Raw genomic sequence first — 21,683 nt, 5'->3', positions numbered from 1 at the left:
CTTCCGGCACGTCCCTCCTTTTCTTAGAAAATGGCGTCTTTCTCTGTTATAGAACACAAAAAAAGAGCAAATGGCGCTTACCATTCGTACACATTAAATGTTGAAAACATATAATATAGTAGATAAATAGCTTTTCGACAAATTTCACAACTTGTGGATAACCTTCTACACAAGCTGTGCGAAATCAATCCACAACTTATCCACACTTTGTGGATAAAGAGGGAAGGTAGGATTAGTAATCAAGAGTTAAAACACAAATATAATACCAAAATAAACGAGAGCTTGCAATGGTTGTCACAATCTTATCCACAAAGCGGACAACCTGTTGAAAAAACCTTGTCCACAGGGGTTGGTAATGTGAAAATGTTGTCGATAACCTCTGTGGATACTAAAAAAAGACGAAAAAGATATCCACATGCGTGATTTCAGGGGCAAATTGTTTGGATTTGTCTTTTTTCCGTAAAATTAAGGAATCTAAAAAATAAGGTTTCGAAAGTTGAAAAGGTATGGTATCCTATTATGGTTGCAAGAAATAAAAGCACTAGTGAAGTTGACAATGAATAGGTAACGCAAATATAATAAGTAAGACTGTCTTTAACAGCTATTCCTCGAGGGAGGTGTCATAAATGAAAAGAACATTCCAACCGAATAACCGTAAACGCAGCAAAGTTCATGGCTTCAGAAGCCGTATGAGTTCAAAAAACGGTCGTCTAGTTTTAGCACGCCGTCGCCGCAAAGGCAGAAAAGTATTATCAGCTTAGGCCACTGAATAATGTCAGTGGTCTTTTTTCACGTTATGGGAAAAGATAGATGTGATGCGTAATGAACCGGGGCATGCTTCCTGGTTCAGATGCATCTCATGTTCATAATAAATTTTAAAAGTTTCTGCCAGCCAGTATCGGAGTGAGTCATTTGAAGAAGCGAAATCGTTTAAAGAAAAATGAAGATTTTCAAAAAGTGTTTAAACATGGGACATCAGTTGCAAACCGCCAGTTTGTCTTATATACGCTTGATCAGCCTGAAAATGATGAACTGCGTGTCGGGCTTTCCGTCAGCAAAAAAATTGGCAATGCTGTGATGCGAAATCGGATCAAACGTTTGATTCGGCAGGCCTTTCTTGAAGAGAAAGAGAGACTGAAGGAAAAGGATTACATCATTATTGCCAGAAAACCGGCGAGCCAGCTGACATATGAGGAAACGAAAAAAAGTCTGCAGCATCTATTCAGAAAGTCTTCATTATATAAGAAATCTTCGTCAAAGTAGGCATCACCACTGCTTTCTTACAACTTTTAAAAGCGCTTCCTTTCTGGTTGATCAGAAAAAGACACCATTTAAAACTGAAAGATGCTAAAATACATACAAGTATGCTTTGCAATAAAAGAGTGTAAAGATTAATTATAGGAGGAAATGTTGTTGAAAAGGAGAATAGGGTTGCTATTAAGTATGGTTGGCGTATTCATGCTTTTGGCTGGATGCTCGAGTGTGAAAGAGCCGATCACTGCAGATAGTCCGCATTTCTGGGACAAGTACGTAGTATATCCATTGTCTGAGCTCATTACGTATGTAGCGAAATTGACGGGAGATAACTACGGGCTTTCAATTATTCTAGTTACCATTTTAATTCGTTTATTAATTTTACCGCTGATGATTAAGCAGCTGAGAAGTTCGAAAGCGATGCAGGCTTTACAGCCGGAAATGCAAAAGCTTAAAGAAAAATACAGCTCAAAGGATCAAAAAACGCAGCAAAAGCTTCAGCAGGAAACAATGGCTTTATTCCAAAAGCATGGTGTCAATCCATTGGCGGGATGTTTCCCGATTTTGATCCAGATGCCGATTTTAATTGGATTCTATCATGCGATCATGAGAACCCAGGCGATTTCAGAGCATAGCTTCTTATGGTTTGACTTAGGAGAAAAAGATCCTTACTATATTCTTCCTATCGTTGCCGGTGTCGCTACATTTGTTCAGCAAAAACTGATGATGGCGGGCAATGCGCAGCAAAATCCGCAAATGGCGATGATGCTTTGGATTATGCCAATTATGATTATCGTATTTGCGATCAACTTCCCGGCGGCTCTTTCTCTTTATTGGGTAGTCGGTAACTTATTTATGATTGCGCAAACTTTCCTCATTAAAGGACCTGATATTAAAAAAAATCCTGAGCCGCAAAAAGCTGGAGGAAAGAAAAAGTGAGGAATGTGACTGCTGCAGGGCGAAATGTCGATGAAGCAGTACAGTCCGGATTGCAAGAGCTGGGATTAACGAAGGATAAGGTAGAAATTACTGTTATTGAAGAGGGAAACAAAGGATTTCTCGGTATTTTCGGTAAAAAGCCTGCGATCGTAAAGCTGGTTGAAAAGATTGATCCGATTCAGCAAGCGAAGTTATATCTTCAAACGATCGCCGAAGCCATTGCCGGGAAGTCTGATGTGACTATTCAAGAAAGCAAAAAGACAGTGAGATATCATATAACAGGTGAAAAGGCAGCTTTGTTAATTGGGAAAAGAGGACAAACCTTAAACGCCCTTGAAACTTTGACACAGCTTGCCCTTAACCGTTATCCAGGCCAATATAAAAATGTGACGGTGGATGCAGAAAACTATCGTTTGAAAAGAAAAGAAACCCTGAGCCAGCTGGCCATCAAGCTTGCAGACCAGGTTTTGAAAACGAAAAAAGCAGTTCAGCTCGAACCTATGCCATCCAGTGAAAGAAAAATCATTCACGATACTCTTTCTGGATATGCAAACCACCAGATCAAAACATATTCAATGGGTGAAGGCGAAAATCGTCATCTCGTTATTTCCCATAAAAGATAGCATAAAACCGAAGTCCGATAAAAATTGGATTTCGGTTTTTTTGTATCCGAAAAATCTACTTTTCCTAGTAATATCAAGGTTTTGCCGTTTAAGTTTTTTCTTTTTAGGTGTATCCTGTTGATAAAAAGGAAGTTCAGGAAATAAAATTAATTGTTATTCACATGTGGATAAGTTAAAGTAATAAGGGACGAATTTCTATTTCTGTGGATAACAAATCTTCCACTTCGAACCAAACTATGTTATCTTTTAGTTTTGGCATAATAAAAATTTTTTTATATAGATGAAGTATAAGTAAAGAGAGGTGAACAACATGGATACAATTGCGGCAATTTCCACACCGATGGGAGAAGGCGCGATTGCGATTGTACGGTTGAGCGGACCAGAAGCCATTCAAATCGCAGATAAAATTTATAAGGGACCGAAGGGGAAAACACTCAGCTCGGTCGAATCACATACGATTCATTATGGTCATATCGTAGACAGACCTTCGGATCGTGTCGTTGAGGAAGTAATGGTATCAGTGTTAAAAGCGCCGAGAACTTTTACACGAGAAGATGTCATTGAGATTAACTGTCACGGGGGAATTGTGACTGTGAACCAAGTGCTTCAGCTTGCATTGAGAGAGGGAGCGAGACTGGCAGAGCCTGGTGAATTTACGAAACGTGCGTTTTTAAACGGTCGAATCGATCTTTCACAGGCGGAAGCAGTTATGGACTTAATCAGAGCAAAAACGGACCGGGCAATGAACGTTGCTATGAATCAAATGGAAGGGCGTCTTTCTGCTTTGGTGCGCCGTTTGCGCAGTGAGATTTTAGAAACACTGGCCCATGTTGAGGTGAATATCGATTATCCGGAGTATGATGATGTAGAGGAAATGACGCATCAGATTTTAGTTGAAAAGGCAACCGCCGTGAAAAAGGAAATTGAGGCGCTGCTGAGGACTTCTGAGCAAGGAAAAATCTTACGTGAAGGTCTTTCTACCGTCATTATCGGCCGGCCAAACGTAGGAAAATCATCTCTTCTGAACAGCCTCGTTCATGAGGCAAAAGCCATTGTAACCGATATTCCCGGAACGACACGGGATGTGATTGAGGAATACGTGAATGTAAGGGGCGTCCCGCTTCGTCTGGTTGATACAGCAGGTATTCGTGAAACAGAGGATATTGTTGAGCGAATCGGTGTTGAACGTTCTCGCCAGGTTCTAAAGGAAGCGGACCTGATTTTACTTGTGCTTAATTATAGTGAAGAGCTTTCTGATGAAGACGTGAAGCTTTTTGAAGCCGTTGAGGGCATGGATGTTATCGTGATTTTGAATAAGACTGACCTTGAGGCGAAGATTGACACTGAACGTGTCCGTGAGCTTGCCAATGGACGTCCAGTTGTTACGACATCTCTTTTAAAAGAGGAAGGCATCAATGATCTGGAAGAAGCGATTCAATCGCTGTTCTACACGGGTGCCATTGAAAGTGGGGATCTGACTTATGTCAGCAACACGCGTCACATCTCTATTTTACAGCAAGCAAAACGCGCCATTGAAGATGCGCTTAGCGGCATCGAACAGGATGTCCCGATCGACATGGTGCAAATTGACCTTACAAGATGCTGGGAGCTTTTAGGGGAAATCATTGGAGATTCTGTCCACGAAAGCTTAATTGATCAGCTCTTTTCACAATTCTGTTTAGGAAAATAATAAAAGGAGGAACTAGAATCATGGGGTATGAAGCAGGCCAATACGATGTGATTGTGATTGGCGCCGGGCATGCCGGTGTTGAGGCTGCCCTCGCATCTGCACGCCAAGGCGCCAAAACGCTTGTCTTGACCATCAACCTAGATATGGTTGCATTTATGCCATGTAATCCGTCTGTCGGCGGCCCCGCAAAAGGGATTGTCGTCCGTGAAATTGACGCGCTCGGCGGAGAAATGGGAAGAAACATCGATAAAACACATATTCAAATGAGAATGCTGAATACAGGAAAAGGTCCTGCGGTTCGTGCATTGCGGGCGCAAGCAGACAAATTCCAATATCAGCACGAAATGAAAAATACGCTTGAAAAAGAACCAAACTTAACATTGCTGCAAGGTATTGTGGAGCGGCTGATCGTTGAAGACGGCGAATGCCGAGGCGTTATTACACAAACCGGCGCACATTATCGTGCGAAAGCAGTTGTCATGACGACAGGGACATATTTAAGAGGACGTATCATTCTTGGCGATCTGTCTTACTCAAGCGGCCCGAATAACCAGCAGCCTTCTATTAAGCTTTCTGAGCATTTGGAGGAACTTGGTTTTGACCTTGTTCGTTTTAAAACAGGTACGCCGCCTCGCGTTAAAAGCGACACGATTGATTACAGCAAAACGGAAATTCAGCCTGGTGACGATGTCCCTCGCGCTTTCTCATATGAAACAGTGGAATATATCACAGATCAGCTCCCTTGCTGGCTGACATATACAAGCCCTGAGACACATGAGATTATTGATAGCAACCTGCACCGTTCACCGATGTATTCCGGTATGATCAAAGGTACGGGCCCAAGATACTGCCCATCCATTGAAGATAAAGTTGTCCGTTTTAATGATAAACCGCGTCACCAAATCTTCCTTGAGCCGGAAGGCAGAAATACACAGGAAGTCTATGTCCAAGGTTTATCTACAAGTCTTCCAGAAGACGTACAGCAAAGAATGCTTGCAACGATTCCTGGACTTGAAAACGTGCAAATGATGAGAGCCGGCTATGCGATCGAGTATGATGCAATCGTACCGACACAGCTCTGGCCGACACTTGAAACAAAAAAAATCACAAACCTTTACACTGCAGGCCAAATTAACGGAACATCCGGTTATGAAGAAGCTGCGGGACAAGGGATTATGGCAGGAATCAATGCAGGACGAAAAGCGCTTGGAAAAGAAGAAGTGATTTTAAGCCGTTCTGACGCTTACATTGGTGTTCTGATTGATGACCTTGTGACAAAAGGAACCAATGAGCCATATCGTCTTTTGACATCACGTGCTGAATACAGATTGCTGCTTCGCCACGACAATGCTGATTTGCGTCTGACAGAAATCGGACACCGCATTGGATTGATTTCTGATGAGCGCTATGCGGCTTTTGAGAAGAAAAAAGCGGCGATCGAAGCGGAGAAAAAACGTCTTCATTCTGTAATTATCAAGCCGTCTTCGGAAAATCAAGAATATATCCGTTCTCTTGGCGGAAGCGAATTGAAAGACGGAGTTCGCGGCACAGACTTGATGAAGCGTCCTGAAATGAACTATGAAACAGTCACAAAACTGGCGCCGCCAGAAGTGCCGGTTCCTCAAGACGTGGCAGAACAAGTAGAAATCCAAGTGAAATATGAAGGATATATTGAAAAATCTCTTCAACAAGTGGAAAAACTGAAGAAGATGGAAAATAAAAAAATTCCAGATCGAATTGATTATGACGCAATTAAGGGGATTGCGACCGAGGCGCGTCAAAAACTGAAAAATGTACGGCCTTTGTCTGTTGCCCAAGCTTCCCGCATTTCCGGTGTAAACCCGGCGGACATTTCAATTCTATTGGTGTATTTAGAGCAGGGACGCATTGCGAAGATAGCCGAATAGAAAGGATGACGGCATGAATATTGAAGAATTCACTTCTGGTTTGGCGGAAAAAGGGATCTCCCTTTCTCCCCGTCAGCTGGAGCAATTTGAGCTGTATTACGACATGCTGGTTGAATGGAACGAAAAAATCAATCTGACTTCAATAACAGAGAAAAAAGAAGTGTATTTAAAGCATTTTTATGATTCCATTACAGCTGCTTTTTATGTCGACTTCAATCCGGTGAACACGATTTGTGATGTTGGAGCGGGAGCGGGTTTTCCAAGTCTGCCGATAAAAATATGCTTTCCGCACCTCAATGTCACAATCGTGGATTCTCTGAATAAACGGATCACGTTTTTAGAAAAGTTATCTGAGGCTTTGCAATTGGAGAATACAACATTCTGCCATGACAGAGCTGAAACGTTCGGGCAACGGAAAGATGTGCGTGAAAGCTATGATATTGTGACGGCGCGAGCAGTTGCGAGATTATCTGTTTTGAGTGAGCTTTGCTTGCCTCTGGTGAAGAAAAACGGTTTATTTGTTGCTTTAAAAGCCGCATCAGCTGAAGAAGAACTGAATGCAGGCAAAAAAGCAATCACGACGCTTGGAGGAGAACTTGAGAATATCCATTCTTTTAAGCTGCCTATTGAAGAAAGCGATCGTAATATTATGGTGATACGCAAAATAAAAAATACACCTAAGAAGTATCCAAGAAAACCGGGAACTCCTAATAAATCGCCAATTGAAGGGTAATTTAGACAGCCTGATATGACAATACCATCATATTTTCATCAAAATTGATGGATGTACAGCAGGAAAAACCATGAGAAAATAGAATTATAAAAATGGCAGTTTTTAAAGGTGGTGTAGGTACATGAAGCATTCATTCTCTCGTTTCTTCGGGCTTGGTGAGAAGGAACAGGAGCCGGAGATTGCTGAACATGATACAAACAAAGAAGAGATTCTGGAAATACCGGTAAATGCTATCGTTCCCAACCGTTTTCAGCCACGCACCATTTTCTCAGATGAAAAAATCAAAGAGTTAGCAATGACCATTCATACACACGGCATTATTCAGCCGATTGTTGTTAGGCATACAGAAGAAGAAGGCCAATACGAACTCATTGCAGGTGAAAGACGCTGGAGAGCGGTGCAATCGCTTGAGTGGGAAAAGATTCCGGCAATTATTAAGGATTTTTCCGACACGGAAACCGCTTCTGTGGCGTTAATCGAAAACTTGCAGCGGGAAGAACTGTCTTCTATTGAGGAAGCGCATGCTTATGCTAGGCTGCTTGAGCTGCATGATTTGACACAGGAGGCACTCGCACAGCGCTTAGGAAAAGGGCAGTCTACAATCGCGAATAAGCTTCGGTTATTAAAGCTGCCTCAGCCGGTCCAAGAGGCGATTATGGAGAAGAAAATCACCGAGCGCCATGCCAGAGCACTGATTCCGCTGAAACAGCCTGAGCTCCAAGTCACACTGCTCACAGAGATTATTGAGAAAAGTTTAAATGTAAAGCAGACGGAAGACCGCGTGGTGAAAATGCTGGAGCAAGGCCAGAGAAAGCCAAAGCCGAGACGCAAAGCATTCAGCAGAGATACAAGAATTGCGATGAACACGATTCGCCAGTCACTATCAATGGTGGAAGACAGCGGTGTAAAATTGAATACGGAAGAAGAAGAATTTGAAGAATATATTCAATTAACGATCCGCATACCAAAATAGAAGCTCTCCTGAAAAGCAGGAGAGCTTTTTATATTTTTTGATAAAAGGTAATTACTTACTTTTAGTGAATATTATTATATTAGAATTCTTTTCTTTGAGCTTGTGGATAAACTCTTCAGATTTTTGCGGTGAAATCACTGCATGTCCCCATCCCCCCTGATAATATATCGTGATGGCATGGCGAGAGCCGATCAGACGAAAACCTGACCACAGCTTCTTTTTTTGAACCACTTTTTCGATTTTTTCGTAAGGAATTTGATGTTTGATCAGTCCGGCTTTAATGATCAGGTGGTGCTCCTTCAATACATATTTCAGGTCAATAAAGCTCCAAATGATGAGTCCATTTAAAAGAGTCAGCAGAATAAAAATGATCCAGCCGGAAACTCTCATATTTCCCAGCACAAAAGGAACAATGGCATCTGCTTGTATCAGTAATATGAGAAACACAATCATCAGCGTAACGGGTACATCTCTCTTCGTTTGATAAATCATTTTCTCACCATCCTGTTTCCACGTTCTGTACTGTGACTTCTTCTTTTTTTCTTTAAGAAATTCCTTTTTTAAGTCAAAAAAACATAGAAATTGCAGAATTTATAAGAGAAAGCATAAAGCGTGCTTGAATTTTCAATTATTTCCCTTCTGATTTGGAACAAAATGATGAAAAAAATGAAACGCTTTAATCTTTTTTTGATAGAATAGAAGCAAGATAGTACATGTTCATGTGAAAGTAGGTGACATCGTGGGAAAAATCATAGCAATTACGAACCAAAAAGGCGGGGTCGGCAAAACAACGACGTCTGTCAACCTTGGGGCATGTTTGGCTTACATAGGGAAAAGGGTTCTGCTGGTAGATATTGATCCGCAGGGAAATGCGACAAGCGGATTAGGGATTGAAAAAGCCGATGTAGAGCAGTGTGTGTACGATATTTTAGTAGATGATGCAGATGTAATAGATATTATTAAAGCAACGACAGTAGAGAACTTGGATGTGATTCCTGCGACGATTCAGCTTGCTGGGGCTGAGATCGAGCTGGTTCCTACAATATCAAGAGAAGTGAGATTGAAGAGAGCGCTTGAAGCAGTAAAGCAAAATTATGATTATATTATCATTGATTGTCCGCCGTCATTGGGCTTGCTGACGATTAATGCCCTTACTGCCTCGGATTCCGTTGTGATTCCTGTACAGTGCGAATATTATGCCTTGGAAGGTCTCAGCCAATTATTAAATACAGTACGTCTTGTGCAAAAGCATTTGAATACTGATTTAATGATTGAAGGTGTATTGCTGACAATGCTTGATGCACGGACAAACCTTGGCATTCAAGTGATTGAAGAGGTTAAAAAGTATTTTAGGGATAAAGTATATAAGACAGTTATTCCGCGTAATGTCCGTCTGAGTGAGGCACCGAGTCACGGAAAACCCATCATTTTATACGATCCGCGGTCAAGAGGTGCGGAAGTATATTTAGATTTAGCAAAGGAAGTGGCTGCGAATGGCTAAAGGCCTTGGAAAAGGGATTAATGCGTTATTTAATCAGGTGGATTTGTCTGAAGAGACAGTTGAAGAAATTAAAATTGCCGATTTACGCCCTAATCCTTATCAGCCAAGAAAACACTTTGATGACGAGGCATTAGCTGAACTAAAAGAATCTGTGCTGCAGCATGGCATTCTTCAGCCGCTTATCGTCAGAAAATCTTTAAAAGGCTATGATATTGTTGCGGGTGAACGGCGTTTTCGAGCGGCAAAGCTGGCAGGTTTAGATACAGTTCCGGCCATAGTCCGTGAATTATCAGAGGCGTTAATGAGGGAAATTGCTTTATTAGAAAACCTTCAGCGTGAAGATTTATCTCCGCTTGAAGAGGCTCAGGCATATGACTCCTTGCTGAAACACTTAGATCTCACGCAAGAACAGCTTGCCAAACGTCTTGGGAAAAGCAGACCGCATATTGCGAATCATTTAAGACTGCTGACACTGCCAGAAAATATTCAGCAGCTTATTGCCGAAGGTACGCTTTCTATGGGACATGGACGCACGCTTCTTGGCTTAAAAAACAAAAATAAGCTTGAACCGCTTGTACAAAAAGTGATTGCGGAGCAGCTTAATGTTCGCCAGCTTGAGCAGCTGATTCAGCAGTTGAATCAGAATGTTCCACGTGAAACAAAGAAAAAAGAACCTGTGAAAGATGCGGTTCTTAAAGAACGGGAATCCTATCTCCAAAATTATTTTGGAACAACAGTTAATATTAAAAGACAGAAGAAAAAAGGCAAAATCGAAATTGAATTTTTCTCTAATGAAGACCTTGACCGGATTTTAGAGCTTTTATCTGAACGAGAATCGTAAATGAAGAAACCATCTTTCAAGCGAAGATGGTTTTTGTTTTATATGCGCCCAGTGAGCCTTTGCAGCGGGTTAAGGCGTTCTTGCCTCCACTCTGTCCGATCTGTTAAACTCAAACCTTCCGCTAGAACATTTGCCATATTCATGACCAAGTTGAGTCTAGTATTTTGCAATACAAAATATTCCATAAAACCGCTCACATTTACGATTCCGTTAATATGAAGATCTCCCACTTCAGGAAGGTCTTTTTGTACACCGGCTCCGGGCTTTAATGGCCCGTCCCCGATTTGAAATGAACCCACACTCTTAACACGGCCTAAGCATGCATCGACTGCTATAACAAATGGGTTTTTATGTAATTTTTGAATGTTATTGATTTTATCCTTCATGTTCACAGCATGGACGGGGTCAGATAAGGTTCCGTAGACATGGAATCTGGTGAGCTGCATCTGTTTGAGTTTCATTCCTACGAGCGGGCCTAATGAGTCACCGGTTGAACGGTCTGTTCCGATACAAACCACGACAATTGGTTTGCCGGCAGCTTTACGTAAGGATGAAGAAAGGATGGTTTGGATTTGTTTTGCCGCTGCAGCATCTGTATGTGAAACATATTGCTTTACTCGTTCCTGAGAGGAAAAAAGCCCGCCTTTTCGATTCATGGGTTTCACTTCCTTGTTATAGTAGGTAACGGAATTGCTATGGTGTGTGTGTAGTTATGTAAGGTTGTTTACAGTATATCCAGCAGTATGATTTTTTATGCTTTGTGTATGGCACCGGAGATTTTAAAAAAAGTAGAGGTCATGATATGAATGGTTAGTGGGCGATTACAAGTATTGTCCCCCATTGCCTCGATCATGATCAAGCTATGGTCTGCTTATAAAACACTTGAATAGATAGGAAGGATTAGAAAAAAGTGAAGAGTGAAGTTCACTTCTTCATTCCGCGGACAAACAAATAAATATCTCTTTTTAGACTGCCGCATTAGCAGTCTTTTTTTTATGTGTATTTCGTATGATAATTTCATCTTGTGTTTAAATGTCTATGAAAATATGGCATGTTTGCTCTCTTTTATTTATATAGTAACAATAACGGGAACAAGCTGAACTTTGTCTATGAGGTGATTGTGTTGTGGAGAGCCGGAATGAAGTGGATGCTGCTCATATTAGGGAGCCTGATCGGGGCCGGATATGCGAGCGGTCAGGAGATATGGCAGTTTTTTGGGGCGGAAAGCGGACTTGCTATTGTGCTGTTTACAATTATGTTCATTTTCTCGTCTTATATTGTGATGAAAATCAGTTTTAAAGTTCAATCCACTCATTTTCTGCCGGTTCTGGAGCATTTAATGGGGCCATGGCTGGCGAAAATTTATGATGTCCTCATCATTTTTTATTTGTTTTCGACGACTATGGTGATGATTGCCGGAGGCGGTGTGACCCTGCAAATGTACAAGCTTCCTTTCTGGTGGGGAATCGCGCTGATTTGCATCGTGACAGTGTGTTTGTTTTTGTGGGATGTGAAAGGAATATTATCTATAAATAGTATTTTGATTCCTGTGTTAGTAGCGGGGCTTTTATATGCGTTGATCTCCTTTCAGAGCACACATCACCATACGTGGACGATTGATTTGTCCCAGCAGTATAACTGGCCTGCGAGCATTACGTTTACCTCTTTAAACATCCTTTCAGTTGTTGCGATTTTATCCTCTGTTGGGAAAGAAATGAAAGGGCTCGGAGAAGCAAAAATCGCAAGTGTGGCAAGCGGTCTTATTTTTGGCGTGATCTCATTTGTTTATAATGAAACGTTGGTGGAACTGGCGGGCTCCCTTTCTCAGTTTGAAATACCGCTGTTTGCCGTTCTGGAGGGTGCGCCTTATTTCCTTTTTTTATGTATGACGGCGGTGCTGTGCCTGGCGATTTACACGACGACGGTAGCTGGTTTGCTGGGGCTGTCCAGCCGGCTGATGGCGTTTATTCATATGCCTAGATGGATGATTGTGTTGATTTTGTTAGTGTTAATGGTACCTTTTACTTCTTTCGGATTTTCTGATTTGATCGCGTTCTTGTATCCGATATATGGGATGCTCAATTTGTATTTGTTAGTTTGTCTGCTCTTATATCCTATTTTGAGTAAATGGAAATAAGAGGATGGATTTCTTTTCGGGTATCTTGATTGCTCTTATGATCAGTTTTTTTGTACAATAGATACAGCAGTTTAGGAAAAGAGGTGAAGGGTCTTGGCGGATAAAGACTTTGGCCTGAATGATATCGTAGAAATGAAAAAACCGCATCCATGCGGAGCGAACAGCTGGAAAATTATACGCATGGGAATGGATATTCGAATTAAGTGTGAGGGATGCTCTCACAGTGTTATGATTCCGAGAAGAGAATTTGAAAGAAAACTAAAAAAAGTACTAGTCAAGCATGAGGAGCCTACTTCATAAATAGGCCGACACTCATGCTTTTTCATATAGAAGGTAAGGAGTAGACGGCGATGAGCAAAGTGCATCAGTCGGCATGTCCGCTGAATTGTTGGGACAGCTGCGGCTTTTTGGTGACTGTTGATGATGGAAAGGTAACAAAAGTGGACGGAGATCCCAACCATCCGATTACGGAAGGTAAAATCTGCGGCCGCGGCAGAATGCTTGAGACAAAAACAAACTCGCCTGATCGGCTTCGCTATCCAATGAAAAAACAAAATGGCGAGTTTGTGCGGATTTCTTGGGAGCAGGCACTTGATGAAATTGCCGACAAACTTCGGGAAATCAAGGAAACGTCGGAGACGACTGCTGTTTTGCACAGCCATGATTATGCGAATAACGGTCTGTTAAAAGCGCTTGATCAGCGTTTTTTTAATGGATATGGCGGCGTGACTGAAATCGTCGGAAGCATATGCTGGGGCTCCGGAATCGAGGCGCAAAGCTGGGATTTTGGCCGTTCGTACGGGCACGGCCCGCTTGATATTTACAACAGCAAGCATGTTGTTGTGTGGGGAAGAAATGTATCAAGAACAAATATGCACTTATACCATCACTTGCAGCAGGTGAAAAAGAAGGGCGCCACGATTACGGTGATTGATCCGATTTTCAATCCGACTGCTAAGCTTGCCGATCGCTATATCTCTGTAAAGCCTGGAATGGACGGCTGGCTTGCGGCAGCCGTTTTGAAGGTTCTGATTGAGACGGGAAGAACGGATGAAACGTTTATTTCTGAGCATTCTGTCGGTTTTGACGATGTGAAAGAGCTTTTGAAGACCGTTTCTCTGGAAGAGTTTATTGTGAAAACAGAAACTTCTATGGAGGAGCTGGAGTATTTGGCCGGTTTGTATGCTGATGGTCCGGTGTCTACTTTTATGGGGCTTGGCATGCAGCGATATAAAAACGGCGGGGGAACGATTCGTTGGATTGATGCACTTGTTGCGGCAAGCGGAAATGTCGGAATTAAGGGCGGCGGCGCGAATTTCGGAAATGTCCAGATTGGTGAGAGCTTTGCAAAAACAAAGCTGACGCTGCCGGAATTAAAAACAACATCCCGTTCTTTTTCAATGATGACGCAGGCTGAAGAAGTGTTGACCGCTGCTGATCCTGCGATTGAGATGATTATTGTGACGTGCGGAAATCCGCTGACTCAGGTGCCGAATACAAATAAGGTGAGACAAGCTTTTGAAAAGGTTCCAATGACGGTCGCGATTGATTCCATTATGACGGATACCGCAAAGCTGTGTGATTATGTTTTGCCGACTGCCACTGTTTTTGAAGAAGAAGATATCTACTATTCCAGTATGTATCATCATTATGTTCAGTACGGGAAGAAGCTTGTGGAGCCACAGGGTGAAGCGAAATCGGACAGCTGGATCTGGTCAGAGCTTGCAAAACGTCTTGGGTTTGGCGAGCTGTTTGAATACAGCACTCAAGAATTTTTAGAGATGGGGCTTTCCTCATTGGAAGCAGAGGATGTGACACTTGAGCGTTTAAAAGAAAAAGGCCACCTCCCTCTTCCAGTAAAACAGGTGCCGTGGGATGATTATCAGTTTTTGACGCCGAGTGGAAAATTTGAATTTACTTCGTCGCTAGCTGAGCAAAAAGGATTTAGCGGCTCGCTTCAATTAAATGTGCCCGAAGAATCTGTTTTCCATAATGAGGAGTTAGCTGGAAAGTACCCTTATACGCTCTTATCCATTCATCCGCAGCGTTCCAACCATTCACAGCATGTGCCGTTTATTGAAAAGCTTCAGCACGTTCAGGTCGATATTTCTCCAGATATAGCGGCTGGGCAGGATCTTCAGGATGGAGACGAAGTTGTCATCTTTAATGACCGCGGAAGCTTGAAGGGCAAGGTGAAAGTGATGAAGCAGGCTCATGCGAAGACGATTAATATAGATGAAGGCATGTGGGCGGCTTTTGGAGGGTCAGTCAATGCAATGACAAATGATACAAATTCTGATAATGGAATGGGAAGTACGCTTTTTGACTGTTTAGTAGGCTTGAAAAAAGCATAATCAAAGGGGTTGGCAGGCTGAAAATGCTTTTTTGTCAGCTTGTCTTTTCCAGGGAACCTCCTTATAATTGCTCTAGGTTCAAAATACGTTCATACAATGACGGTTTTATATAGAGGAGATGAAAGAATGGCTTTAACAGCTGGAATTGTTGGTTTGCCGAACGTCGGAAAATCAACACTATTTAACGCAATTACACAGGCCGGTGCCGAATCAGCCAACTACCCGTTCTGTACAATTGATCCGAACGTGGGAATTGTAGAGGTGCCGGATGATCGTCTGCAAAAGCTGACTGAGCTGGTCAACCCGAAGAAGACTGTGCCGACTGCTTTTGAATTCACTGATATTGCAGGGATTGTAAAGGGCGCATCTAAAGGAGAAGGACTCGGCAACAAGTTCCTATCTCATATTCGCCAAGTTGACGCGATTTGCCACGTTGTCCGTGCTTTTTCCGATGACAACATTACACACGTTTCCGGAAAGGTTGATCCGATTGATGACATTGAAACGATCAACCTTGAGCTGATCCTCGCTGATATGGAAACGGTTGAAAAGCGGATTACACGCGTCAGCAAGCTTGCGAAGCAAAAAGATAAAGACGCTGTATTTGAGTTTGAGATTTTATCTAAACTGAAAGAAGCGTTTGAGAGTGAAAAGCCTGCTCGATCTGTAGAATTCACTGAAGAGCAGCAAAAGCTTGTGAAGCAGCTCCATTTACTGACTTCGAAGCCTATTTTGTACGTGGCCAACGTAAGTGAAGATGAAGTTGCTGATCCATCTGGCAATGAAAATGTAGCGAAGATTCGCGAGTACGCTGCCGGCGAAAACGCAGAAGTTATCGTTGTATGTGCAAAAATCGAATCTGAAATCGCTGAGCTTGAAGGCGAAGAAAAGCAAATGTTCTTGGAAGAGCTGGGCATTCAAGAATCAGGTCTTGATCAGCTGATCAAAGCGTCTTACTCTCTTCTCGGCCTCGCAACATATTTCACAGCCGGAGAACAGGAAGTCAGAGCTTGGACATTCAAAAAAGGCATGAAAGCCCCTGAGTGTGCAGGAATTATTCATAGTGACTTTGAGCGGGGCTTCATTCGTGCTGAGACAGTTGCTTATGAGGATCTTCTTGCGGGCGGCGGCATGGCAGGAGCTAAAGAGGCAGGAAAAGTCCGTCTTGAAGGAAAAGAGTATGTGGTTAAAGACGGAGATGTTATTCATTTCCGATTTAATGTATAGGATGCAGTTGTAAAGGGACAAGAGCTTTGGTATAATATAAAATTGTGAGTAATAGAATTATTGCTCCTTGCCCATTATGGGCCGCTTAGTCCAAAAGGAGGTGCAAACAGATGAGAAAGTACGAAGTTATGTACATTATCCGCCCAAACATTGACGATGAGTCTAAAAAAGCAGTTATCGAGCGTTTCAACAACGTTCTGACTTCTAACGGTGCGGAGATCACTGGAACAAAGGATTGGGGTAAACGTCGTCTTGCTTACGAAATCAACGATTTCCGCGACGGTTTCTACCAAATCGTAAACGTTCAATCTGACGCTGCGGCAGTTCAAGAATTTGACCGTCTAGCTAAGATCAGTGACGATATCATTCGCCACATTGTTGTTAAAGAAGAAGAATAAGCAATTTTGAAATATATAATGGTAAAAGGTGGTCTTTCTTATGCTTAACCGAGTTGTATTAGTCGGAAGACTGACAAAAGACCCAGAGCTTCGTTATACGCCAAACGGTGCGGCTGTTGCTACGTTTACTCTTGCTGTGAATCGTACATTTACGAACCAGTCCGGAGAACGTGAGGCCGATTTCATTAATTGTGTCACTTGGAGAAGACAAGCCGAAAACGTTGCAAACTTCTTGAAAAAAGGAAGCCTTGCAGGCGTAGATGGCCGTTTACAAACAAGAAACTATGAAAACCAGCAAGGACAGCGTGTCTTCGTGACAGAGGTCCAAGCTGAAAGTGTTCAATTTCTTGAGCCGAAAAACGGCGGCGGTTCTGGTTCAGGTGGATACAACGAAGGAAACAGCGGCGGAGGCCAGTACTTTGGCGGAGGCCAAAATGATAATCCATTTGGGGGAAATCAAAACAACCAGAGACGCAATCAGGGGAACAGCTTTAATGATGACCCATTTGCCAACGACGGCAAACCGATTGACATCTCGGATGATGATCTTCCATTCTAATGTGATTATCGCCTAAAATGAAAAAGAAAGGAGGGAAATGACAATGGCAGGAGGACGCAGAGGCGGTCGTGCGAAACGCCGTAAAGTGTGTTATTTCACTTCTAACGGTATCACGCACATCGACTACAAAGATGTAGATCTTCTTAAAAAGTTTGTTTCTGAGCGCGGTAAAATTTTACCACGTCGTGTAACTGGAACAAACGCTAAATACCAACGTAAATTGACTGCAGCGATCAAACGCGCACGTCAAATGGCTTTACTTCCATACGTAAGCGGTGAGTAAGCTGATGCGTAAAGAGCAAGGACCTTCGGGTTCTTGCTCTTTTTTATAGGGGGGAGGATGAAACATGAAGTTGATTTCATGGAATGTAAACGGCCTGCGGGCTGTGATGAGAAAAATGGATTTCCTCTCTTATTTGAAAGAAGAGGATGCAGATATTATATGTCTTCAGGAAACGAAGATACAGGACGGCCAGGTTGATCTCCAGCCTGAAGGCTATCATGTGTACTGGAATTATGCAGTGAAAAAAGGATATTCCGGCACAGCTGTTTTTTCTAAGCAAGAACCGCTGCAGGTCATCTACGGTATCGGAGTAGAAGAGCATGACCAAGAAGGCAGAGTGATTACGCTGGAATTTGAAAACGTGTTTGTGATGACTGTTTACACGCCCAATTCCAGAAGGGGATTAGAGCGGATTGATTACCGCATGCAATGGGAAGAGGCTTTATTGTCTTATATTCTTGAATTGGATCAGAAAAAACCAGTGATTTTATGCGGTGATTTGAATGTAGCTCATCAGGAGATTGATTTGAAAAATCCAAAGGCGAACCGGAATAACGCTGGATTTTCAGATCAAGAAAGAGGGGCATTCACTCGTTTCTTAGAAGCTGGCTTTGTTGACTCTTTCCGTCATGTTTATCCTGATCTTGAAGGCGCTTATTCCTGGTGGTCGTATCGTGCCGGCGCCCGGGACAGAAATATCGGATGGCGGATTGATTATTTTGTTGTTTCTGAAAGCCTTAAGGAACAGATTGAAGATGCCAGTATATCAGCGGACGTCATGGGTTCCGACCATTGTCCTGTTGAACTTATCATCAATATATGATGAGATAGCAGTAAGGATTTTACACTTACTGCTTTTTTTATATGAAAAGGAGAAAGAGATGGCAAATATAAAAGAGATCGCAAGACTGGCAAATGTATCTGTTTCGACTGTCTCGCGTGTATTGAATCATCATCCGTATGTATCTGAAGAAAAGAGAAAGCTTGTTCATCAAGTCATGAAGGAATTGGATTATACACCAAATCGAACCGCAATCGATCTCATTCGCGGGAAAACCCATACAGTCGGTGTGATTCTGCCTTATAGCGATCATCCGTGCTTTGATAAAATCGTTAACGGAATCACCAAGGCGGCTTTTCAGCATGAGTATGCAACGACCCTTCTCCCCACCAATTATAACCCCGATATTGAAATCAAATATTTAGAGTTGTTAAGAACGAAGAAAATAGACGGTCTCATCATTACTTCACGCGCCAATCATTGGGACAGCATTTTAGCTTATCAGGAATATGGGCCGATCATCGCTTGTGAGGATACCGGAGACATTGATGTCCCTTGTGCTTTTAATGACAGAAAAGCTGCTTATGCAGAGAGCTTTCGCTATTTAAAGAGCCGCGGGCATGAGAATATTGCTTTTACGTGTGTCAGAGAAGCTGATAGGAGCCCGAGCACGGCTGATAAAGCTACGGCCTATAAAGCTGTCTGCGGAAGGTTGGAAGACCGCCATATGCTGTCCGGATGCAACGATATGAATGATGGTGAGCTGGCAGCCGAACATTTTTATATGAGCGGGCGGGTTCCGACTGCTATTTATGCAAATAGTGATGAAGTGGCAGCTGGAATTCATCTATTTTCCGAAAAGAATAATTGGGATGTTGAAATCATAGGCGAGGGGAATACTTCTATCAGCCGTGTTCTTGGTTTTCCGTCGCTTGATTTGAACCTTGAGCAGCTCGGCATCGCAGCATTTTCTCTATTTTTGCAGGATGAACCCGCTGATATCAAAATTCAGCATAAATTTAAGAAAAAAGCTTGAACTGAAATGCATTTCATACCTTATAACTTCATTGAAGGCGAAGGAGGAGGAAGAAATGCAGATTGAACATACAGCGGTCTGGGTCAATGATTTAGAGCGAATGAAGTCTTTTTATGAAACGTATTTTAATGGCGAAGCGAATGATTTGTATCATAATGAGAAAAAAGATTTTAAGTCTTATTTTATTACGTTTGATTCCGGAGCAAGGCTGGAAATTATGAAAAAAGGGAATGTGACCGACCCGCCCTCACAAACAATGACAGGCTGGGCACATATTGCCTTTTCCGTTGGGAGCCGGGAGAAAGTTGACGAACTGACTGATCGATTGAAGGCGGATGGTTTCGCAGTAGTAAACGGCCCGAGGACAACAGGAGACGGCTACTATGAAAGTGTGATTGAAGATGATGAAGGAAATTTGATCGAGATTACAATCTGACATGGAGTGACTTAAATGCTGAGGACAGAAAAAGAAAAAATGGCAGCCGGAGAATTATACAATCCGGAAGATCAGCAACTATTACTAGAACGCAAGCATGCGAGACAGCTGATTAGACAATATAACGAAACACCGGAAGATGATGCAGTGCGGACGGAGTTTTTGAAGGAGCTGCTCGGTTCGGTTGGGGATCAAGTCACGATTTTGCCGACATTCCGCTGTGATTATGGCTATCACATTCATATCGGAGATCATACATTTGTTAATTTTGACTGTGTCATTTTAGATGTGTGTGAGGTGCGTATCGGCCGTCATTGTTTGATTGCGCCAGGTGTACATATCTACACGGCCGGTCATCCTCTTGATCCGATCGAAAGGAAATCCGGGAAGGAGTTCGGTAAGCCTGTGACAATTGGAGATCAAGTTTGGATTGGAGGCCGGGCGGTGATTAACCCGGGAGTGACAATCGGTGATAACGCGGTGATTGCGTCTGGATCTGTTGTCACCAAGGATGTACCCGCTAATACTGTTGTAGGCGGAAACCCCGCGAGGATTTTGAAGCAATTGTAATGAGATCAGTGCGGCAGATCCGCACTGACTTTTTTAAATCTGTTTCGCATTCGTATTAGGACCGAAGAAGATTAACAGCAAGGAGCATGCGAGCCAGCAGCCCCCAATAAATAAGAAGACGCTGATATAGCCGAGCTGAACGGCAATAAATCCGACAAGCAATGAGCCAAAAATGTTTGAAAAACGGCCAAGACCATAGGCTAAACCGCTGCCAGACGAGCGGTATTCAGTCGGATAAGGTTCAGATGTATAGGCATATAAGTTCGAGGTAAAGACCCGTTCTGTGATATTCACGATAAAACCAAATACAATGATCATGATGGGAATAAAAGTCATACCATATAAGAGCCCGGCGATGGCCGTCAGAAACGCACTCGCAGCTAAAATCCATTTTCTTTGAAATCTTTCAGAAATCATGGAGCCGAGCAGTGCGCCAAGCGGAGCGCCGACGGAATGCAATACGTTATACCACAATGTATTTTCCATGGTGACGCCATTGCTTTTTAGCAGGCTTGGAACCCATGAGGCAAATCCGTAAAATCCAAACGTTTCAAAAATCCATACAGCAGATAATATGATGGTGATTTTGAGGTTTCTGCCTTTCAATAAGCCTGCGTAACCTGCATGCTTATTAACAGTTTCGCTTACTTTAGGCTGGGATGCTGCCGGAAGCGGGCCTTTGTCCTTTTCAACCTGTGCCTCAATTCGGTTGAGGATCGCATCGGCTTTCGCATATTCCCCGCGATTTTCGTGCCAGCGAGGCGACTCTTCCAACCGGCGGATAAAGAAAAAATAAATAAGGCCGACGGCACCCCATACAAATACTAGCCTCCATCCCCATGAACCAAGAGGAATGACAAAGGCAGACACAATGTTGGTGATCGGAACCCCGATCAATCCAATCATGGCACAAAAAGAAATATACTTTCCACGAACACTTGAAGGGAAAAATTCCGCCAAATAGCTATTCGTAATGACCATGGCGGCTGCAACGCCAAATCCGGTGAGAAAACGGAATGTCATTAAAGATGGAATGTCCCATGCCGCAGCATTGCATAGCGATGCGATTGAGAAAACAAAGACAAATAGATTTAAGGCTTTTTTGCGGCCGATTCGATCGGACAGCCGTCCGCCCAGTGAAGCGCCTAAAAACATGCCTAAAAACGAAGTAGCCGTTACGTTAGCAATAGTTGAAAGCGGGATGCCCCAATGCTCGATCAGTGCCGGCGCTACATTGCTGAGGGTAAATAAATCTGCGAGATCAAAGAAATAAACAATGCCGAGAGCGGTTAACACTTGGAAATGAACGCGTGAAATCGGAAGGCGGTCTAAACGATTCGCTGCGTTTGAGAAAGGATGTGTATTCTTTTGTTTGAAGATCGTATTCATAAAAAACCCCCTTTTGAGTAGTAAGAAAAGACTGAAAATTCCCCTCTTGGGA

Annotated in this window: 24 protein-coding genes; 21 read left to right on the top strand and 3 right to left on the bottom strand. The window is 42.8% G+C overall.

Annotated elements, in window-relative coordinates; translation table 11 throughout:
- Positions 1–626: 626 nt before the first annotated feature.
- From rpmH to noc, 8 genes are all read left to right on the top strand, one after another.
- A complete protein-coding gene (rpmH, locus tag MHH79_RS21260) occupies positions 627–761 on the top strand; it encodes a 50S ribosomal protein L34 (RefSeq protein ID WP_003178075.1) in 135 nt (44 codons plus the stop codon).
- A gap of 151 nt (positions 762–912) precedes the next feature.
- Positions 913–1,263, top strand: coding sequence for a ribonuclease P protein component (gene rnpA, locus MHH79_RS21255; protein ID WP_003242628.1), 351 nt, complete (start codon positions 913–915; stop codon positions 1,261–1,263).
- Positions 1,264–1,407: 144 nt separating this feature from the next.
- The gene (spoIIIJ, locus tag MHH79_RS21250; RefSeq protein ID WP_010886648.1) at positions 1,408–2,193 is read left to right on the top strand and encodes a YidC family membrane integrase SpoIIIJ; all 786 of its coding nucleotides are present in this window, start codon (positions 1,408–1,410) and stop codon (positions 2,191–2,193) included.
- Entirely contained in the window at positions 2,190–2,816 is a 627-nt protein-coding gene (gene jag, locus MHH79_RS21245) for an RNA-binding cell elongation regulator Jag/EloR (protein WP_063335947.1), read from the top strand. The genes spoIIIJ and jag overlap by 4 nt, the downstream gene beginning before the upstream one ends.
- Positions 2,817–3,126: 310 nt before the next feature.
- Positions 3,127–4,506, top strand: a complete 1,380-nt coding sequence (mnmE, locus tag MHH79_RS21240) for a tRNA uridine-5-carboxymethylaminomethyl(34) synthesis GTPase MnmE (RefSeq protein ID WP_085185270.1) — start codon at positions 3,127–3,129, stop codon at positions 4,504–4,506.
- A 20-nt stretch (positions 4,507–4,526) separates the two neighbouring features.
- Positions 4,527–6,413, top strand: coding sequence for a tRNA uridine-5-carboxymethylaminomethyl(34) synthesis enzyme MnmG (gene mnmG / locus MHH79_RS21235; RefSeq protein ID WP_340034905.1), 1,887 nt, complete (start codon positions 4,527–4,529; stop codon positions 6,411–6,413).
- Between the two features lie 13 nt (positions 6,414–6,426).
- The gene (gene rsmG, locus MHH79_RS21230) at positions 6,427–7,146 is read left to right on the top strand and encodes a 16S rRNA (guanine(527)-N(7))-methyltransferase RsmG (protein ID WP_128747323.1); all 720 of its coding nucleotides are present in this window, start codon (positions 6,427–6,429) and stop codon (positions 7,144–7,146) included.
- 121 nt (positions 7,147–7,267) lie between these two features.
- Entirely contained in the window at positions 7,268–8,119 is an 852-nt protein-coding gene (gene noc / locus MHH79_RS21225; RefSeq protein ID WP_003226829.1) for a nucleoid occlusion protein, read from the top strand.
- Between the two features lie 51 nt (positions 8,120–8,170).
- On the opposite strand, the gene MHH79_RS21220 is transcribed toward noc, so the two are convergent.
- Complete coding sequence (locus tag MHH79_RS21220; RefSeq protein ID WP_181220381.1) at positions 8,171–8,611, bottom strand: PH domain-containing protein; 441 nt, start codon at positions 8,609–8,611, stop codon at positions 8,171–8,173.
- A 247-nt stretch (positions 8,612–8,858) separates the two neighbouring features.
- Between MHH79_RS21220 and soj the strand changes: the two genes are divergently transcribed.
- Complete coding sequence (soj, locus tag MHH79_RS21215; protein ID WP_003219244.1) at positions 8,859–9,620, top strand: sporulation initiation inhibitor protein Soj; 762 nt, start codon at positions 8,859–8,861, stop codon at positions 9,618–9,620.
- Entirely contained in the window at positions 9,613–10,461 is an 849-nt protein-coding gene (gene spo0J / locus MHH79_RS21210; RefSeq protein WP_003226832.1) for a stage 0 sporulation protein Spo0J, read from the top strand. The genes soj and spo0J overlap by 8 nt, the downstream gene beginning before the upstream one ends.
- 38 nt (positions 10,462–10,499) lie before the next feature.
- Here spo0J and yyaC read toward each other — a convergent pair whose 3' ends face one another.
- Positions 10,500–11,117 (bottom strand): spore protease YyaC, encoded by a 618-nt coding sequence (gene yyaC, locus MHH79_RS21205; RefSeq protein WP_340034904.1) that lies wholly within the window; start codon positions 11,115–11,117, stop codon positions 10,500–10,502.
- A 464-nt stretch (positions 11,118–11,581) separates the two neighbouring features.
- Here yyaC and MHH79_RS21200 point away from each other — a divergent pair, with 464 nt between their 5' ends.
- The 11 genes from MHH79_RS21200 (at position 11,582) to MHH79_RS21150 (ending at position 20,242) form a co-directional block, all read left to right on the top strand.
- Positions 11,582–12,598: a hypothetical protein gene (locus MHH79_RS21200; RefSeq protein ID WP_080109064.1), complete on the top strand. Its 1,017-nt coding sequence runs from the start codon at positions 11,582–11,584 to the stop codon at positions 12,596–12,598.
- 93 nt (positions 12,599–12,691) lie between these two features.
- Positions 12,692–12,898, top strand: a complete 207-nt coding sequence (locus MHH79_RS21195) for a DUF951 family protein (RefSeq protein WP_003226838.1) — start codon at positions 12,692–12,694, stop codon at positions 12,896–12,898.
- A 50-nt stretch (positions 12,899–12,948) separates the two neighbouring features.
- Positions 12,949–14,952, top strand: a complete 2,004-nt coding sequence (locus tag MHH79_RS21190; RefSeq protein WP_063335944.1) for a molybdopterin-dependent oxidoreductase — start codon at positions 12,949–12,951, stop codon at positions 14,950–14,952.
- 126 nt (positions 14,953–15,078) lie between these two features.
- On the top strand, positions 15,079–16,179 hold the full coding sequence (ychF, locus tag MHH79_RS21185; RefSeq protein ID WP_015483981.1) for a redox-regulated ATPase YchF: 1,101 nt from the start codon (positions 15,079–15,081) through the stop codon (positions 16,177–16,179).
- A gap of 110 nt (positions 16,180–16,289) precedes the next feature.
- The gene (gene rpsF / locus MHH79_RS21180) at positions 16,290–16,577 is read left to right on the top strand and encodes a 30S ribosomal protein S6 (protein WP_003236622.1); all 288 of its coding nucleotides are present in this window, start codon (positions 16,290–16,292) and stop codon (positions 16,575–16,577) included.
- A gap of 40 nt (positions 16,578–16,617) precedes the next feature.
- Positions 16,618–17,136: a single-stranded DNA-binding protein SsbA gene (gene ssbA, locus MHH79_RS21175; RefSeq protein ID WP_003219228.1), complete on the top strand. Its 519-nt coding sequence runs from the start codon at positions 16,618–16,620 to the stop codon at positions 17,134–17,136.
- Positions 17,137–17,179: 43 nt separating this feature from the next.
- Positions 17,180–17,419, top strand: a complete 240-nt coding sequence (gene rpsR / locus MHH79_RS21170; RefSeq protein ID WP_003219224.1) for a 30S ribosomal protein S18 — start codon at positions 17,180–17,182, stop codon at positions 17,417–17,419.
- Positions 17,420–17,483: 64 nt separating this feature from the next.
- Positions 17,484–18,242, top strand: coding sequence for an exodeoxyribonuclease III (gene xth / locus MHH79_RS21165; RefSeq protein ID WP_064671669.1), 759 nt, complete (start codon positions 17,484–17,486; stop codon positions 18,240–18,242).
- 58 nt (positions 18,243–18,300) lie between these two features.
- Positions 18,301–19,236 (top strand): transcriptional regulator CcpB, encoded by a 936-nt coding sequence (gene ccpB, locus MHH79_RS21160; RefSeq protein WP_340034903.1) that lies wholly within the window; start codon positions 18,301–18,303, stop codon positions 19,234–19,236.
- Between the two features lie 55 nt (positions 19,237–19,291).
- Positions 19,292–19,672, top strand: coding sequence for a VOC family protein (locus MHH79_RS21155; protein WP_029726089.1), 381 nt, complete (start codon positions 19,292–19,294; stop codon positions 19,670–19,672).
- 15 nt (positions 19,673–19,687) lie between these two features.
- A complete protein-coding gene (locus tag MHH79_RS21150; RefSeq protein ID WP_340034902.1) occupies positions 19,688–20,242 on the top strand; it encodes a sugar O-acetyltransferase in 555 nt (184 codons plus the stop codon).
- Between the two features lie 33 nt (positions 20,243–20,275).
- Here the strand turns inward: MHH79_RS21150 and MHH79_RS21145 are convergent, their stop codons facing one another.
- Positions 20,276–21,631 carry an MFS transporter gene (locus tag MHH79_RS21145; protein WP_340034901.1) on the bottom strand — a complete coding sequence of 452 codons (1,356 nt, stop codon included), beginning with the start codon at positions 21,629–21,631 and terminating at the stop codon, positions 20,276–20,278.
- Positions 21,632–21,683 lie beyond the last annotated feature (52 nt).

Origin of the sequence: Bacillus sp. FSL K6-0993 (assembly GCF_037977205.1) — a bacterium.
In the GTDB taxonomy this organism is placed as follows: Bacteria; Bacillota; Bacilli; order Bacillales; family Bacillaceae; genus Bacillus; species Bacillus subtilis.
The sequence above is the reverse complement of the archived record's forward strand: the minus strand, read 5'-3'. Positions and strand labels throughout refer to the sequence as shown.